Here is a 13,759-nt window from a genome sequence, read left to right as displayed (position 1 = left end):
GCTCAGTACTTGCGGGTCGGCAGAACTTGCGCGGCGACGTTCATCGGGAACACCGTCTCGTTCGTGACGATCCGCTTCGGCAGCTGCTTGCCGGCGACCACGTCCTTCACCGCGGTCATCAGCTGCGGGCCGAGCAGCGGGCTGCATTCGACGTCGACGTTGATCTTGCCGGCCACCATCGCCTGGAAGCCGCCCTTCGTCGCATCGAACGACACGACGCTCACGTCCTTGCCGGGCTTGATGCCGGCCTCTTCCATCGCCTGGATCGCACCGAGCGCCATGTCGTCGTTGTGCGCGTAGACGACGTTGATCTGCTTGCCGTAGGTTTTCGCGAACGCTTCCATCACCTGCTTGCCGCCGGCGAGCGTGAAGTCGCCGCTTTGCGATGCGATCACCTTGAACTTCGGATTGTTCTTGATCACTTCGAGCAGGCCCGCGCGGCGATCGTTGGCCGGTGCGGAGCCGACCGTGCCCTGCAGCTCGACGATGTTGATCGGGCCCGCGTCGTTCTTGTAGCGCTCCTCGAGCCAGTGGCCGGCGCGCCGCCCTTCCTCGAGGAAGTCGGAGCCGATCATCGTCACGTACAGCGAAGGATCCTTCACGTCGACGCCGCGGTCGGTCAGGATCACCGGGATATGGGCCGCCTTCGCTTCGGTCAGCACCGGCTCCCAGCCCGACTCGACCACCGGGGAAAACGCGATCACGTCGACCTTCTGCGCGATGAACGAGCGGATCGCGCGAATCTGGTTCTCCTGCTTCTGCTGCGCGTCCGAGAATTTCAGGTTGATGCCGGCGTCCTTCGCCGCGCTCTTCACCGACACGGTGTTCGCCGTGCGCCACGCGCTTTCCGCGCCGACCTGCGAGAACCCGAGCGTGATCGGCTTTTGCTGCGCGTGCGCGCCGGTGGCCAGCACCGTCGCCGCCGCGACGATCGCGCCGGCCGCCAGCTTCCTGATGAATGTCATGGTTCGTCTCCGATGGTGTCGTTGTATGCCGCGGCGCCTGCCTGGCGCGATGCCGGGCTGTGCTGTTGTGGTTCTGCATGGCGCGCACGCGGATCGGGGCGCTGCAGGCCCGCGCTCGCGGCCGGCCGGATATGTACCCCCGGATCAGTCTAGGAACAAGTCCGATAACCTTCCAATGAAATATTGGATTGAAGCGATATCGGTATCGGCATACGTATAAACACCTAAGCCTCGGACGGGCCGGGCGCCGCGCTTGGCGGGCCGTGTGGTGTTCGTGTGGTGTGGTGTCGTGCCGCGTCGGGCCGCGCCGTGTCTCTCCGCGTTCAACGCGATTCGTCGGGCACGCCCCGTCGACGGCGCACGAATCTTGCTGCCGCGTCGTCAGCCCCCGCCCGCGCGTCGCGACGGGCCGCCACCAACAAGGAGAACAACGATGCCCGCCGTGCGTGAACGCAGCATGCGGCAGATGAATGCCGCGGTCGACCGGTGCGGCGCAGCATGAAAAAGCGCGCTTCGTTCACCGCGCCGGCAAACGCGTGCGCGGTCGCTGCATCGCTGCGTCATGTCGACGACCGGCGCCCCGGCTACACGCGCCGGCGGCTGCGCAACGGCTTCGCGTATTACACGCAGGACGGCGTGCGGATCCGCGATGCGGACGAAATTGCCCGTATCAACGCGCTCGCGATTCCCCCTGCGTACACCGATGTGTGGATTTGCACGGACCCGCGCGGCCATCTGCAGGCGACCGGCCGCGATGCGCGCGGGCGCAAGCAGTATCGCTATCACGCGCTCTGGCGCGAGACGCGCGACGCGAACAAGTACGCGCGGATGGCGGCATTCGCGCGGGCGCTGCCGCGCATCCGCGCGCGCGTCGCGCGCGATCTGGCGTTGCCCGGGATGCCGCGCGACAAGATCGTCGCGACGATCGTCCGGCTGCTCGACACGACGCTCGCGCGGATCGGCAATGCCGAGTACGCACGCGAGAACGCATCGTACGGGCTGACGACGCTGCGCAAGCGCCACGTGACGATACGCCCGGGGCAGGTGCGCCTGCGCTTCACCGGCAAGAGCGGGATCGAGCACGACGTGACCGTCGAGGATCCGCGCGTCGGCCGCATCGTGCGGCGTTGCGCGGAGTTGCCGGGGCACGAGCTGTTCCAGTATGTCGACGACGACGGCACGCGCCATTCGGTCGGCTCGTCCGACGTCAACGACTACCTGCGCGACGCAGCGGGCGCGGAATTCACGGCGAAGGACTACCGGACGTGGGCAGGCAGCGTGCAGGCGCTTGCGCTGTTGAGGCGCATTCCGCATCAGGGCGTCACGCATGCACGCAAGCAGATCGTCGAAACGGTGCGGACCGTCGCCGAGATCCTGCGCAACACGCCGGCCGTATGCAGGCGCTGCTACATCCATCCGGTGGTGCTCGATACGTTCGAGGCCGGGGAGCTCGACACGCTCGAGGTCGTACGCAAGCCGAGAGGGCTGCGCGCGGACGAAGCGGCGTTCGTGGCGTTGCTCGAGCAGGTTGCGCGGCGCGGTCGGCGGCGCACGCGTCGATGATCCGGCGCCGGGATCGGATGCTCATCGACGCTCGGCGAGCGCGAGCATCGTGTGCCACCCGTTCGCGGCACCCCAACGGCACCACCCGGCTCTCGCTGCGCCGCGGCGCATTCACCCGGGATTGCGCTCGATCAGAAACCGCTCGCGACGGCCCCCCTTGATCCAGCGCGGCTCGCGACCGCGCCCGCTCCAGGTCGCGCCGGTCTTGGGATCGCGATAGCGGGGTGCCGATCCGCTCTTGCGCGGCGCCGTTCTCGCGGTGCCGCCGCGGCGACCGAAGATCTGGCCGGCAGTCAGGCCGTATTCCGCGACCCGCGTGCGAATCTCCTGAATGACGGCGTCCAGTTCGGCGAGGCGGGCTTCCTCGACGCGCTTCATCAATTCATCGGCTTGCGCCTTCAATTCGCGATAACCGGACATGCGATTCCTCCACATTTACATGGCGTGATAAAAGGCCGAATGGACGCGGGATTGCCACGATGCAATCCACTTGAAGGCCGTGAGTCGAACGCCCATTCGGGTAAACCGAAATGCCGATCACGCGCGGCCCGGCGCGTTTTCCGCGCGAAATTCACACACCAGCTCGCCGCCGGCCGCGATCTCATCGATTTGATCCGGTGTCAACGCGACAATCGACGCTGCAATTTCGTCCGAGATACCCAATTGCTGCCTGCCTTGCTCGTAGTCGCTGCGCAATATGCGTTGCGCGAGCACGAGATACGCGCGGTTGAATTCCGCGATTGCATCGAAGATGTCACCCTGTCCGGTCATGATTGCTCCTGTGCCGACGGCGTCCTGCGGCCCGCGCGCGCGGCGCCGCGACTGGCCGTCCGGGAATGGATGCCTGAATCTATGTCATGCAATCGCCGTCGTGCCGACAATTCCTAGATGGCATCCGACATTCATGAACTCGAGGTTTGCAATTCGCGGTTCGCAATTCATCGCCGTCGGATTCAGCCTAGATTCGGTCACCATCCGGAACCGGAACGCCCATACGATTTTCGAACGGCGCGCGAATCCATTAGCGCACGCGGCCCGGCACCGGTGAGCGATGATTGCTTGCGCGCATCGCCGCCTTTCCCCGGCATCCTCGATGCCTGATCAATGACTGATCCAGAACGGACGGATTCCGACAATCATGTTGAAAGTGACGAAAGCCGTATTTCCGGTCGCCGGTCTCGGCACGCGATTTCTGCCTGCGACCAAAGCCAGTCCGAAGGAAATGCTGCCGGTCGTGGACAAGCCGCTGATTCAATACGCGGTCGAAGAAGCGATCCAGGCAGGCATCACCGAGATGATTTTCGTGACGGGCCGCAGCAAGCGCGCGATCGAAGACCACTTCGACAAGTCCTACGAAATCGAAGCCGAGCTCGAAGCGCGCGGCAAGGAGAAGCTGCTGTCGTTGGTGCGCAGCATCAAGCCGAGTTACGTCGACTGCTTCTATGTGCGCCAGGCCGAAGCGCTGGGACTCGGTCATGCGGTGCTGTGCGCTGAAAAACTGGTCGGAAACCAGCCGTTCGCGGTGATCCTCGCTGACGACCTGCTCGACGGCCCGAAGCCCGTACTGCGCCAGATGATCGATGTGTTCGATCACTATCATGCGTCGGTGATCGGTGTGGAGGAGATTGCGCCCGACGCATCGAAGTCGTACGGCGTGATCGACGGCAAGCGCTGGGAGGACAACCTGTTCAAGCTGTCCGGGATCGTCGAGAAGCCCGAGCCGGTGAATGCGCCGTCGAATTTCGGCGTGGTCGGCCGGTACGTGCTGAAGCCGAAGGTGTTCGAGCATCTACGCGCGCTGCGGCCGGGCGCGGGCGGCGAACTGCAGCTGACCGACGCGATCCAGTCGCTGCTGTCCGACGAGCAGGTGCTCGCCCATCGCTACGACGGCACGCGCTTCGATTGCGGCAGCAAGCTCGGGTATCTGAAGGCGACGGTCGAGTTCGCGTTGCGGCATCCGGAAGTGGCCGCGGATTTCGAAAGCTATCTGGCCACGCGCATGTCGGCGCTGCTGGTCGCCTGACCAGGTGGGCGTCGCATCCCCGGTCATGTGGGCGGCAGTCAGCGATCTCGGCGACGCGGCGATGACGTTGCCGCTCGCGCTCTGGTGCATCGGCTGGCTCACACGGTCGACAGCCGGGCTGCGTCAGGCAGCGTCATGGGCGCTGATGCTCGCGGCCGGCATGGCGCTCGTCGGCGTCACGAAGATGCTGTATGCCGGTTGTGGAATCCAGATCCGCGCAATCGATTTCCGCGTGATCAGCGGACACACGATGCTCGCGTCGGCGGTGTGGCCGATGGCGTGCGTGCTGGTGTCGAGCGGGCGCGCGCAGCGGCGCACGAGCACGCCGCTGCTGGCCGGGCTCGCGCTCGGTGCACTGATCGGCGTCGCGCGCGTGTTCGACGACGCGCATACGCCGTCGGAAGTCGTCACCGGCTGGTTCGTGGGCTCGGCGGTCGCGCTGGCGTTCGCGCGGCGGCATGGCGCGCCGCGTATCGATGCGCGGTATCGCGCACTCGTTGCCGGGTCGCTGCTGGTCGTGTCGGCCGTCGCCTACGGCCGGCATGCGCCGATTCAGGCGGCAATCGAGTTGTATTCGCCGTTTTGGTGCGGGCGGTTCGCGCTGCAGCCGTGACGGTTCCGCCGCGGCCGGCCACGCGGTCGCACTGCGCGATGCGAACGGCACCGTCCGGCACGCCTCCGCTCCACCGGTCTCGCCGGAAAAAGACAGCATGCCGGCCGAATCGGACACCGCGCCGCACGCGGCCGCTCGAGCGCTTATGCTTGATCGCCGGAATCGCTTCGTCCCGAACGACGGACGCGCGTTCCGCGTGCGAACCGGCGCGCAAGCCAGCCCAGCCCGACAGGCATCTTGCCCCGCGTCGCACGGCATCCCGCCGCGCGGCGCCGCACAGCCGGCACGCAGCGAATCCGGAGTCTACGATCGGGCGCACGCATGTCGACCTTGCTCTTCTCAGCCAGCGTACTGTTCTTTTCGCTCAACGCATTCAGCGTGCGGGCGACCTTCGCCGCGTATTTCCTGCTCTGCGCGCTCGCGTTTCTCCGCGCGCCGACGCTGATGAACCGGCAGCGATACCTGTTTCCGGTCTGCACATACTGGCTGATCAGCACCTGCCTCGCGTTCATCCTGTCCGCGTTTGGCGACTTCTACGTGAACTTCTTCATCAAGTTCGTGCTGATCCAGACGTATATCGCGCTGAGCTACTGGATGTTCGCCGGCGGCGCGCTCACGCGTGAATCGCTCGATACCGCGTGCAAGACGCTCATCTACGTCCACGCCGCGTTCTTCACGTTCCAGCTCGTCTACTACCTCGGAACCGGCACGTTCATCGACTTCGACAGTTACGTACGGGAAGCCGATTCCGAAGCGCTCTACGCGACCAAGGCGCTGACCGACAGCCTGATCTCGATCCGCGCACTGGGGTTGTATTCCGAACCGTCGTTTTACGCGATGACGGTCGTCCCGAGTTCGGTGATCCTGCTGCTGTCGCAGCGGCGCATCACGCTCGCGCCCGTCGTCGGATTCGCCACCGCGCTACTGAGCTTCTCGGTCGCGTCGATGGTCGTCTGCGCGGTACTGTGCGCGCTGCATATGCTCGCCGGGCGCGGCCGGTTGCGGACCCGGATCGCCGTCGTCGTGGTCGCGCTCGCGTGCGTGCCGTGGCTCTACACCGTGTACGATCAGCGGGTGAACCAGTCGGCCGACTACGATGCGGTCGGCAGCCGGACGCTCGTGCTGACCGAGCTGACCGAACGCGACCTCGTCGCGGGCGTGTTCGGCGGCGGCCTGTTCTGGGACGAGCGCAACAACGTCGGGAAAACCCACTTGCGCGGCTACCAGGTCCGGGACAGCTCGTTCTACATCTATCTCCTGTTCGCGGCGGGTGTCGCCGGCTTCGTCGTGTTCTTCGGGACCCTCGTGACGCTGTTCCGCCGCAAGGGCCGCCGCAAATATCTGCTCTACCTGCTGCCGATCCTGCTGTTCAAGTACCACGTGCTCTATGGCATGCTCTGGCTCACGATCCTGCTGTTCGTCGTGCTGGCCGGTCAGGACGCGCCGAACCGGCGGACGGTCGCCCGTCGATTTCCGGACGTATCCCGCGGCAAGCCGCTCGCGCACCTCACATGACATCACCCCGACCTGCACCGCCGTTGCACGCGATAAAGCGATTGCTGATCGCGTCGCTGTGCGCGAGCTGCACCGCGACGGCAGCACCGGCGCAACCCGTACCGGCGCCGCCCGGTGACGTTATCGCGCACAGCCGGGCCGCCACGCGCGTGTATCTCGGCTCGCCGTCGCTGGCCGTGCTGCCGAACGGCGACTATGTCGCGAGCTTCGACACGTTCGGCGCCGGGGCGGTGCAAAACCGCGTATCCGTCTTCACGTCGCACGACAAGGGTGCAACGTGGTCCCGGCTTGGCGACGTGCCGGACCAGTACTGGTCGTCGTTGTTCGTGGAGAACGGCGCGCTGTACCTGATGGGCACCAACCGCTCAATGGGCACGCCGTCGATCCGCCGGTCCGACGACGGCGGCGCATCGTGGACCACGCCGGTCGACGAATCGACCGGGCTGTTCGCGTATCCGGGACGCTTCATCACCGGGCCGGTGCCGGTGCTCGTCAGCCGCGGGCGCGTGTGGCGCGCGTATGAAAGCGTGGAAGACGGCGACCTGCGCGCGCTCGTGATGTCGGCGCCGGTCGATCGCGACCTGCTCGACACCCGCAACTGGCGCGCGTCCGCGCATCTGCCGTCGGACAAACGCTGGCTCGACGGCAGATTCCAGTCGTGGGAAGAAGGCAACGCAGTCGACAGGCAAGATGCGCCACCCGCCGTCATGCTGCGCGTGAACACCGCGAACGGCCCGGAAAAGGCCGCGCTGGTAGCAACCGGCGACGACGGCCGTACGCTGTCGTTCGACCCGGCACGCGATTTCGTCGATCTGCCGGGCGGCGGAAAGAAGTTCACGATTCGCTTCGACCCGGCGTCGAGGCAGTACTGGACGATCACGAACGCGGTGCCGAAGACGGTCGGCAGGATGAACCTCGAGCGTATGCGCAACACGCTGGTGCTGCTGTCGTCGCCCGATCTGCGCCAGTGGACCGCGCGGCACGTCCTGCTACGACATGCCGACGCGAAACGGCACGGCTTTCAGTACGTCGATTGGCAATTCGACGGCAGCGACATCATCGCGGTGCTGCGCGTCGCGTTCGACGACCCGGACGGCGGCGCGGCGAGCCAGCACGATTCGAATTTCATCACGTTCCTGCGCGTGCGCCGGTTCCGTCAGGACGCGTCATCCAATGCACTGACACAAAGCCTGCAGTAGCTCCACGCCGGCACCGATGCTCCCCGCGGGCCGCACGAGGCGGCGAGGCGGGATCCTTCACTCACTTCTTGAACACGCCGACGACCTCACCGTCATCGACGACCAGCAGCGCGCCGATCCGCCGCTGCTGCATCAGCTGCAACGCATCCTCTACCCGCGTACCGGGCCTGACCGTCGACGGCTCGATCGACATCATGTCGGCCGCCGTGCGGCGCAATACGCCGTCGCCGTGCCGTTCGATCGCGCGACGGATGTCGCCGTCGGTCACGATGCCCCAACCGGCGCGCCGCTTCACGATCGCGAGCCCGAGCCGCCCGCGCGTCATTGCGTCCAGCACATCGAGCGCCGACATGTCCTCCGTCACGAACGGCAGGTTTGCGCGTGTCATTTCGTCGTCGACGGTGGACAGCAGCCGGCGGCCAAGCGAGCCGCCCGGGTGAAAGCGCGCAAAGTGTTCCGGCTGGAAGCCGCGTGCGCGCATCAGCGTGACCGCCAGCGCATCGCCCATCGCAAGCGTCGCCGTCGTCGATGCGGTCGGCGCGAGTTGCAGCGGACACGCTTCACGCTCGACGCCGATGTCGAGATGGGCGCGCGCGGCCCGCGCGAGGGTCGACGCCGGATTGCCGGTGAGTGCGATCAGGTCGTTGCCGTTGCTGCGCAGGAACGGAATCAGCTTGATCACTTCGTCCGTTTCGCCGGAATTCGAAATCGCGAGAAACGTGTCGTCCGGCGTCACCATGCCGAGGTCGCCGTGATAGGCCTCGCCCGGATGCATGAAGAACGCGGGCGTGCCGGTGCTCGACAGCGTCGCGGCGATCTTCCTGCCGACGATCCCGGACTTGCCCATTCCGCACACGACGACACGCCCGCTCGAAGCCAGAATGATTTCGATCGCCGCATCGAAATTCGTGTCGAGCCGCGCGGCCACGCCGGCCAAAGCAAGCGACTCGATCTCGAAGACCTGCCGCGCCGATTCAGTATGGTTCTGTCGCATCATGGGTTTGCCGTTGGAGAAGGGAGACGACGCGATCGACGTCGTCGGGCGTATCGATGCCGGCCGGCGGCGCATCGGGCCAGTGCATCACGTCGATCGGCATGCCGAGCCAGAGTGCGCGCAACTGCTCGAGCTTTTCCAGTTGCTCGAGTTCGCACGGCGCCGCACCTGCCAGTGCCTGCAAGCTCGCATTCCCGTAGCCGTAGAGGCCGATGTGGCGCAGGAACCCGTCACCACGCTCGTTTTCCCGGGTCGCGTCCGCCGGCCGACCGTCGCGACAGAACGGGATAGCCGCGCGGGAGAAATACAGCGCCCGGCCGCGGCGATCGACGACGAGCTTGACGATGGCCGGCTCGTCGAGCAGCGCGGCATCGCCGACCGGGCACGCGACCGTCGCGACACCGAGGTCCGGCGCGGCACCACAGAAGCCCGCGAATGCTTGCAACAGCGGGGCCGGTACGAGCGGTTCGTCGCCCTGCACGTTGAGCACCGCATCGGTGTCGGCCCAGCCCAGCACGCGTGCGACTTCCGCCGCGCGATCGGTGCCCGACGCATGATCGACATCGGTCATGGCGAAGCGGATGCCTCGCGCATCGAGCACGTCGGCGATGCGTTCGTCGTCGATCGCGACGACGATGTCGGCACCGGGCAGCGCACGGCGCACGCGCTCATGCACGCGAACGATCATCGGCTTGCCATCCAGGTCGACGAGCGGCTTTCCCGGCAGCCGCGACGAACCGTACCGGGCCGGAATCACGACGTGCACCGGCCGCACGTTATTGGACGACGTCATGACGGCTCCATTGTTCGAGCAGCGGTCGGTACACGTCGTCGAGCGACAGTCCGCTACCGGCCAGCAAGTGCTCGGCCACCTCGCGCGCGACGCCGCGGCCACCGGCCGTGTTCACGACGCGGTCAACTCGCGCGCGGACAAGATGATGCGCATCGGCAGGTGCATACGACACGCCGACGCGCTCTATGACCGCGAGATCGTTCACGTCGTCGCCAACATATGCGATCTCGCGGTCGTCGAGTCGCTGTCGCGTCTTGATGTCTGCATAACCGGCAGCCTTGTCGCCGCAACCGGTCACCAGCACGTCGACGCCGAGTTGTTCCGCGCGCCAGGCCAACGCGCCGCTGTGCTTGCCCGACAGGATGCCGGTTCGGATCCCGTGCGCGCGCAACAATGCGAACGCGACGCCGTCCTGTGCGTGAAAGCTCTTGATGAACTCGCCATCGGCCGTGACGTGGAGCAGACCGTCGGTCAGCACGCCGTCGACGTCGAACAACACCAGACGCACGGGCCCGCGATACATCGCGCCGCTCATCGGATCTCGAGCGGTGGCAGCCGCTTGACCAGGTCGTCGACCGCCTTCATCTGCTGCAGGAACGGGTCGAGCAGCGCGAGCGGCAGCGCGCTCGGGCCGTCGCAGCGAGCGCGATCGGGATCCGGATGGGCTTCGAGGAACAGACCGGCCAGTCCGACCGCCATCCCGGCGCGAGCGAGATCGAGCACCTGGCGCCGCCGGCCCCCGGACGCGGCGCCGTGCGGCTCGCGCATCTGCAGGCTGTGCGTGACGTCGAAGATCACCGGGCAGTCGCCCGTCGCGTCGCGCATCTGGCGGAAGCCGAGCATGTCGACGACGAGGTTGTCGTAGCCGAACGACGATCCGCGTTCGCACAGAATCACGTTGTCATTGCCAGCCTCGCGGCACTTCGATACGACGTGCTCGATCTGTGTTGGGCTCATGAACTGCGGCTTCTTGACGTTGATCGCATTGCCTGTCTGCGCGATCGCGACGACGAGATCCGTCTGGCGTGCAAGGAACGCCGGTACCTGCAGCACGTCGACGACGTGAGAGACCGGTTCGGCTTGCCACACTTCATGGACGTCGGTGATCACGGGTACGCCGAACCGGCGTTTGACTTCGTCGAAGATCCTGAGCCCGTCGTCGAACCCCACGCCGCGATACGAGTGGATCGACGAGCGGTTCGCCTTGTCGAACGACGCCTTGAACACCAGCGGGATGCCGAGACGACGCGTGACGTCGACGAACGTGCCGCACACGTCGAGCGTGAACTCGAGGCTTTCGAGCACGTTGAGGCCGCCGAAGAGCACGAACGGCTGGTCGTTCCCGACGATGACGTCCGGGGTGATGGTTACATTCATACGGTTCTCCACGAAATTGGGGCGGCGTTGCGCGTGTTGCAACGCCGCGGGCGCCGCACGCGCGTGCCGATCAACGACGGTCGCTTCGCGTTGTCAACGAGCCACGCGTGCAGCATAGAGCGGCGCGAGTTCTGCAAACAAGCGCTCCTCGCCGAAGCGTTGCCGCGCCTCGCTGCTCGCCCGGCGGCCGAGCTCCCGGCGCAGCGCGGCGTCGCCGGTCACGCGCGTCAGCCACGCGACCGCGTCGGCCGCCGTCGCGTAGATGACGCCCGTCTGCAAATGGCGCACGACGTCCACGTTGCCGGCACAGTCGGACACGACGACGGGCCGCCCGGCCAGCATCGCCTCGATGACCGACACCGGCATCCCCTCCCACGACGATGTCGACAGATACAGGTCCGCGCGTTCGAGCCGGCGCACGACCTCGTCGCGCGGCAACCATCCGGTGACTTCGACGCCGGCTTCGGCCAGCGTCGACTTCAATGCGTCGTCGCCATCGCCGATCCATACGAAGTGCACGCCGCGCGCACGCATATCTTGCGCGATCCGGGCGAACAGTTCGGGGTTCTTTTGCGCACGGACGCCGCCGACAGTCACCACGCATCGGGGACCATCCTGTGGCGTCTCGGTGCCGCCGGTGCGCGCGGACAACGAAACCTCACTCACCGCATTCTCGACCACCACCACCGGTTGACGAAGCCATGCACGAATCGCGCGTCCTTCGCTTTCCGAACACGCGACGTACAGACATTTGCGCACGGACGCGATCCACTCCAGGGCGACGAACGCCAGGCGCTTCATGACCGAAATATCGCGGCGCATGAACGAAATGCAGTGCGGACTGTAGAAGAACGCCGTCTTCGGCAACGCAAACAGCGTCGACAGTCGCCCGAGGAAACCGGCGAACGACGAATGCAGATGCACGACGTCGGGACCGATCTCGTTGAGCGTCGCACGCAACTGGCCGACGGTCCGCAGCAGGCCCGTGCCTTTCATCTGGACGTGGCGCAGCGACACGCGGGCGTCGAACATCGCGGCGAGGCCCTGCGGCGTGTCCGGCCGCACCGAATAGACGACATGCACGTCGTGCCCGTCGCGAGCCAGGCGGTTCGCTATCAGGCATACCATCGACAATGTGCCCGTCGCGCTGGATTCGACTATATGGACGATTTTCATCGGAGTCTGTTCCATGAAGAATGAGTCGCCGCATATCGACGGCGAAGAGCGTCGTCAAACACCAGGCCCGCGCCCCGCAACCGCATCGATATACGCGAGCACACCCGAGCGCTCGATCACACGCCCCCATTCGAGCGATTTCATCGCGGCCGGATCGGGACTGGTCGCCCGAATCCGCGACAGCGGAAATAGCTCGTCGAAGATCGTCGCGCCGGTGACGTGACACTGGATGCCGAGCTCATGCGCGGTACGCACGTTCGATGGCGCATCGTTGCACACGATCTTCTTGCCCAGCGACGCGTACTCGAGCAGTTTCGTCGGTGTCTGGAAGCAATGCGGCCGATGATAGGGAAAGAAGCACACCGCGTATTCGCTGTCGCGGACGATCCGCAGCGCGTCGCGCTGCGGCACGCGACCGACGAAGCGGATGCCCGGCGTATCGGCGAACGCCGCACGGATCTCGGGCTCCGGGTTGCCGACCAGCACGAGCGTGTCCGCTTCGTCTCGCTGCGAATCGCGATAGGCAGCCAGCACCTTGTGAAAGCCGCGCTCGCGGCTCATCTCGCCGATATAGCAGAACCGTCCGGACGCAGTTTTCGCGGTCGCAACGGTATCGGCGTCAGCGTCAGCCGGTTCGAAGATCCAGTCCGGCACACCCATCGGCAGCAGCAGCGAACGCACGCCGTCGCGAAACGCCATCGCATCGCGCATCCGCTCATTCTGGAAGATGCGCAGATCGGGCCGCACGTTCAGCACGCGCTTCACGCGGTCCTTGATCGACGCGAGCCGGCCGACCGACAGCGACCGATAGTCGTGAATCATGAAGCGTGCGGGCGGCAACGCGCGATAGCAACCCATGATGCACCACAGGATGCAAACGTCCCGATCCGGAAAACGTTCGTACGCGTCGAGATCGCCGTCGAACACCTCGAACCCGTGCGTTCTCAGGCGCCGGCCGTACGCGGCGATCTCCGGATAGTTCGCCTTGCCGGGATGCAGAATGAATACCTTCATGTCGGTCCCTGTCCAATGTCGAGAATGCGCGCCGGCACGCCCACGGCCACACGACCGTCCGGTACGTCGCGCAGCACCACCGCCCCCGCGCCGATCCGCGCGCGGTCGCCGACGCGCACCGCGCCGAGCACGACGCTGTGCACGCCGAACTCCACGTGATCGCCGATCGTCGGCACGCCGCCGATCGTGCCGTCCTTCAGGATCGTGTTGCCGATGGTCACGCCGTGCCGCAGCGTGCAATAGTCGCCGATCACCGCGTACCCGTTGATCACGAGCCCGGTGCCGTGATAAAGCGCGAGGCCCTTGCCGATCTTCGTCTTGACCGGAATCTCGATACCCATCAGCCAGTCGCACAGCACGATGTAGAGCGCGATCAGCGGCGCGCCGGCCAGCAATGTGAACCGGCTCCGGCACGCCAGGTAATGCACGACGCGATAGAAGATCACCACGCAGCGCGTCTTGAAGAACGCATTGCGGCGGCAGTCTTCGGCGATCGCCTCGGCGGTCTGTCGCAACGACACGGCCAT

Annotated in this window: 15 protein-coding genes; 5 read left to right on the top strand and 10 right to left on the bottom strand. The window is 66.0% G+C overall.

Annotated features, from left to right (window positions below):
• Nucleotides 1–2 precede the first annotated feature (2 nt).
• Nucleotides 3–965, bottom strand: coding sequence for an ABC transporter substrate-binding protein (locus tag Q3A80_RS22440; RefSeq protein ID WP_446331063.1), 963 nt, complete (start codon nucleotides 963–965; stop codon nucleotides 3–5).
• 498 nt (nucleotides 966–1,463) lie between these two features.
• On the opposite strand from Q3A80_RS22440, the gene Q3A80_RS22435 reads away from it, so the two are divergent.
• Nucleotides 1,464–2,528, top strand: a complete 1,065-nt coding sequence (locus tag Q3A80_RS22435; protein ID WP_446331062.1) for a DNA topoisomerase IB — start codon at nucleotides 1,464–1,466, stop codon at nucleotides 2,526–2,528.
• Between the two features lie 111 nt (nucleotides 2,529–2,639).
• Here Q3A80_RS22435 and Q3A80_RS22430 read toward each other — a convergent pair whose 3' ends face one another.
• Both Q3A80_RS22430 and Q3A80_RS22425 read right to left on the bottom strand, forming a co-directional pair.
• A complete protein-coding gene (locus Q3A80_RS22430) occupies nucleotides 2,640–2,948 on the bottom strand; it encodes an H-NS histone family protein (protein WP_446331061.1) in 309 nt (102 codons plus the stop codon).
• 117 nt (nucleotides 2,949–3,065) lie between these two features.
• Nucleotides 3,066–3,299: a flagellar transcriptional regulator FlhD gene (locus tag Q3A80_RS22425; RefSeq protein ID WP_446331060.1), complete on the bottom strand. Its 234-nt coding sequence runs from the start codon at nucleotides 3,297–3,299 to the stop codon at nucleotides 3,066–3,068.
• Nucleotides 3,300–3,666: 367 nt separating this feature from the next.
• Here Q3A80_RS22425 and galU point away from each other — a divergent pair, with 367 nt between their 5' ends.
• The 4 genes from galU (at nucleotide 3,667) to Q3A80_RS22405 (ending at nucleotide 7,878) form a co-directional block, all read left to right on the top strand.
• Complete coding sequence (galU, locus tag Q3A80_RS22420; protein WP_446331059.1) at nucleotides 3,667–4,551, top strand: UTP--glucose-1-phosphate uridylyltransferase GalU; 885 nt, start codon at nucleotides 3,667–3,669, stop codon at nucleotides 4,549–4,551.
• Nucleotides 4,552–4,576: 25 nt separating this feature from the next.
• Nucleotides 4,577–5,164: a phosphatase PAP2 family protein gene (locus tag Q3A80_RS22415; protein WP_446331058.1), complete on the top strand. Its 588-nt coding sequence runs from the start codon at nucleotides 4,577–4,579 to the stop codon at nucleotides 5,162–5,164.
• Nucleotides 5,165–5,485: 321 nt separating this feature from the next.
• Entirely contained in the window at nucleotides 5,486–6,679 is a 1,194-nt protein-coding gene (locus tag Q3A80_RS22410) for a hypothetical protein (RefSeq protein ID WP_446331057.1), read from the top strand.
• Complete coding sequence (locus Q3A80_RS22405; protein ID WP_446331056.1) at nucleotides 6,676–7,878, top strand: sialidase family protein; 1,203 nt, start codon at nucleotides 6,676–6,678, stop codon at nucleotides 7,876–7,878. The genes Q3A80_RS22410 and Q3A80_RS22405 overlap by 4 nt, the downstream gene beginning before the upstream one ends.
• Before the next feature lie 61 nt (nucleotides 7,879–7,939).
• Here the strand turns inward: Q3A80_RS22405 and Q3A80_RS22400 are convergent, their stop codons facing one another.
• From Q3A80_RS22400 to Q3A80_RS22370, 7 genes are all read right to left on the bottom strand, one after another.
• Nucleotides 7,940–8,875 carry a KpsF/GutQ family sugar-phosphate isomerase gene (locus Q3A80_RS22400; RefSeq protein ID WP_446331055.1) on the bottom strand — a complete coding sequence of 312 codons (936 nt, stop codon included), beginning with the start codon at nucleotides 8,873–8,875 and terminating at the stop codon, nucleotides 7,940–7,942.
• On the bottom strand, nucleotides 8,853–9,665 hold the full coding sequence (gene kdsB / locus Q3A80_RS22395) for a 3-deoxy-manno-octulosonate cytidylyltransferase (protein ID WP_446331054.1): 813 nt from the start codon (nucleotides 9,663–9,665) through the stop codon (nucleotides 8,853–8,855). The genes Q3A80_RS22400 and kdsB overlap by 23 nt, the downstream gene beginning before the upstream one ends.
• Nucleotides 9,649–10,200: a KdsC family phosphatase gene (locus Q3A80_RS22390; RefSeq protein WP_446331053.1), complete on the bottom strand. Its 552-nt coding sequence runs from the start codon at nucleotides 10,198–10,200 to the stop codon at nucleotides 9,649–9,651. The genes kdsB and Q3A80_RS22390 overlap by 17 nt, the downstream gene beginning before the upstream one ends.
• A complete protein-coding gene (gene kdsA / locus Q3A80_RS22385) occupies nucleotides 10,197–11,042 on the bottom strand; it encodes a 3-deoxy-8-phosphooctulonate synthase (RefSeq protein WP_446331052.1) in 846 nt (281 codons plus the stop codon). The genes Q3A80_RS22390 and kdsA overlap by 4 nt, the downstream gene beginning before the upstream one ends.
• Before the next feature lie 93 nt (nucleotides 11,043–11,135).
• Nucleotides 11,136–12,218 carry a glycosyltransferase gene (locus Q3A80_RS22380; protein WP_446331051.1) on the bottom strand — a complete coding sequence of 361 codons (1,083 nt, stop codon included), beginning with the start codon at nucleotides 12,216–12,218 and terminating at the stop codon, nucleotides 11,136–11,138.
• A 54-nt stretch (nucleotides 12,219–12,272) separates the two neighbouring features.
• Nucleotides 12,273–13,232: a glycosyltransferase gene (locus tag Q3A80_RS22375; RefSeq protein ID WP_446331050.1), complete on the bottom strand. Its 960-nt coding sequence runs from the start codon at nucleotides 13,230–13,232 to the stop codon at nucleotides 12,273–12,275.
• On the bottom strand, nucleotides 13,229–13,759 hold the full coding sequence (locus tag Q3A80_RS22370) for a serine O-acetyltransferase (RefSeq protein WP_446331049.1): 531 nt from the start codon (nucleotides 13,757–13,759) through the stop codon (nucleotides 13,229–13,231). Before Q3A80_RS22370 ends, Q3A80_RS22375 begins: the two co-directional genes overlap by 4 nt.

It is taken from the genome of Burkholderia sp. SR8, assembly GCF_052851275.1.
Note: the sequence above shows the minus strand (reverse complement) of the source record. Positions and strands in the feature narration are given on the sequence as shown.

What these genes read in the sequence shown, in the direction of transcription:
- Q3A80_RS22440 (WP_446331063.1), bottom strand. Translation starts at nt 965, where the DNA reads ATGACATTCATCAGGAAGCTGGCGGCCGGCGCGATCGTCGCGGCGGCG.
- Q3A80_RS22435 (WP_446331062.1), top strand. Translation starts at nt 1,464, where the DNA reads ATGAAAAAGCGCGCTTCGTTCACCGCGCCGGCAAACGCGTGCGCGGTC.
- Q3A80_RS22430 (WP_446331061.1), bottom strand. Translation starts at nt 2,948, where the DNA reads ATGTCCGGTTATCGCGAATTGAAGGCGCAAGCCGATGAATTGATGAAG.
- Q3A80_RS22425 (WP_446331060.1), bottom strand. Translation starts at nt 3,299, where the DNA reads ATGACCGGACAGGGTGACATCTTCGATGCAATCGCGGAATTCAACCGC.
- galU (WP_446331059.1), top strand. Translation starts at nt 3,667, where the DNA reads ATGTTGAAAGTGACGAAAGCCGTATTTCCGGTCGCCGGTCTCGGCACG.
- Q3A80_RS22415 (WP_446331058.1), top strand. Translation starts at nt 4,577, where the DNA reads ATGTGGGCGGCAGTCAGCGATCTCGGCGACGCGGCGATGACGTTGCCG.
- Q3A80_RS22410 (WP_446331057.1), top strand. Translation starts at nt 5,486, where the DNA reads ATGTCGACCTTGCTCTTCTCAGCCAGCGTACTGTTCTTTTCGCTCAAC.
- Q3A80_RS22405 (WP_446331056.1), top strand. Translation starts at nt 6,676, where the DNA reads ATGACATCACCCCGACCTGCACCGCCGTTGCACGCGATAAAGCGATTG.
- Q3A80_RS22400 (WP_446331055.1), bottom strand. Translation starts at nt 8,875, where the DNA reads ATGATGCGACAGAACCATACTGAATCGGCGCGGCAGGTCTTCGAGATC.
- kdsB (WP_446331054.1), bottom strand. Translation starts at nt 9,665, where the DNA reads ATGACGTCGTCCAATAACGTGCGGCCGGTGCACGTCGTGATTCCGGCC.
- Q3A80_RS22390 (WP_446331053.1), bottom strand. Translation starts at nt 10,200, where the DNA reads ATGAGCGGCGCGATGTATCGCGGGCCCGTGCGTCTGGTGTTGTTCGAC.
- kdsA (WP_446331052.1), bottom strand. Translation starts at nt 11,042, where the DNA reads ATGAATGTAACCATCACCCCGGACGTCATCGTCGGGAACGACCAGCCG.
- Q3A80_RS22380 (WP_446331051.1), bottom strand. Translation starts at nt 12,218, where the DNA reads ATGAAAATCGTCCATATAGTCGAATCCAGCGCGACGGGCACATTGTCG.
- Q3A80_RS22375 (WP_446331050.1), bottom strand. Translation starts at nt 13,232, where the DNA reads ATGAAGGTATTCATTCTGCATCCCGGCAAGGCGAACTATCCGGAGATC.
- Q3A80_RS22370 (WP_446331049.1), bottom strand. Translation starts at nt 13,759, where the DNA reads ATGGCCGTGTCGTTGCGACAGACCGCCGAGGCGATCGCCGAAGACTGC.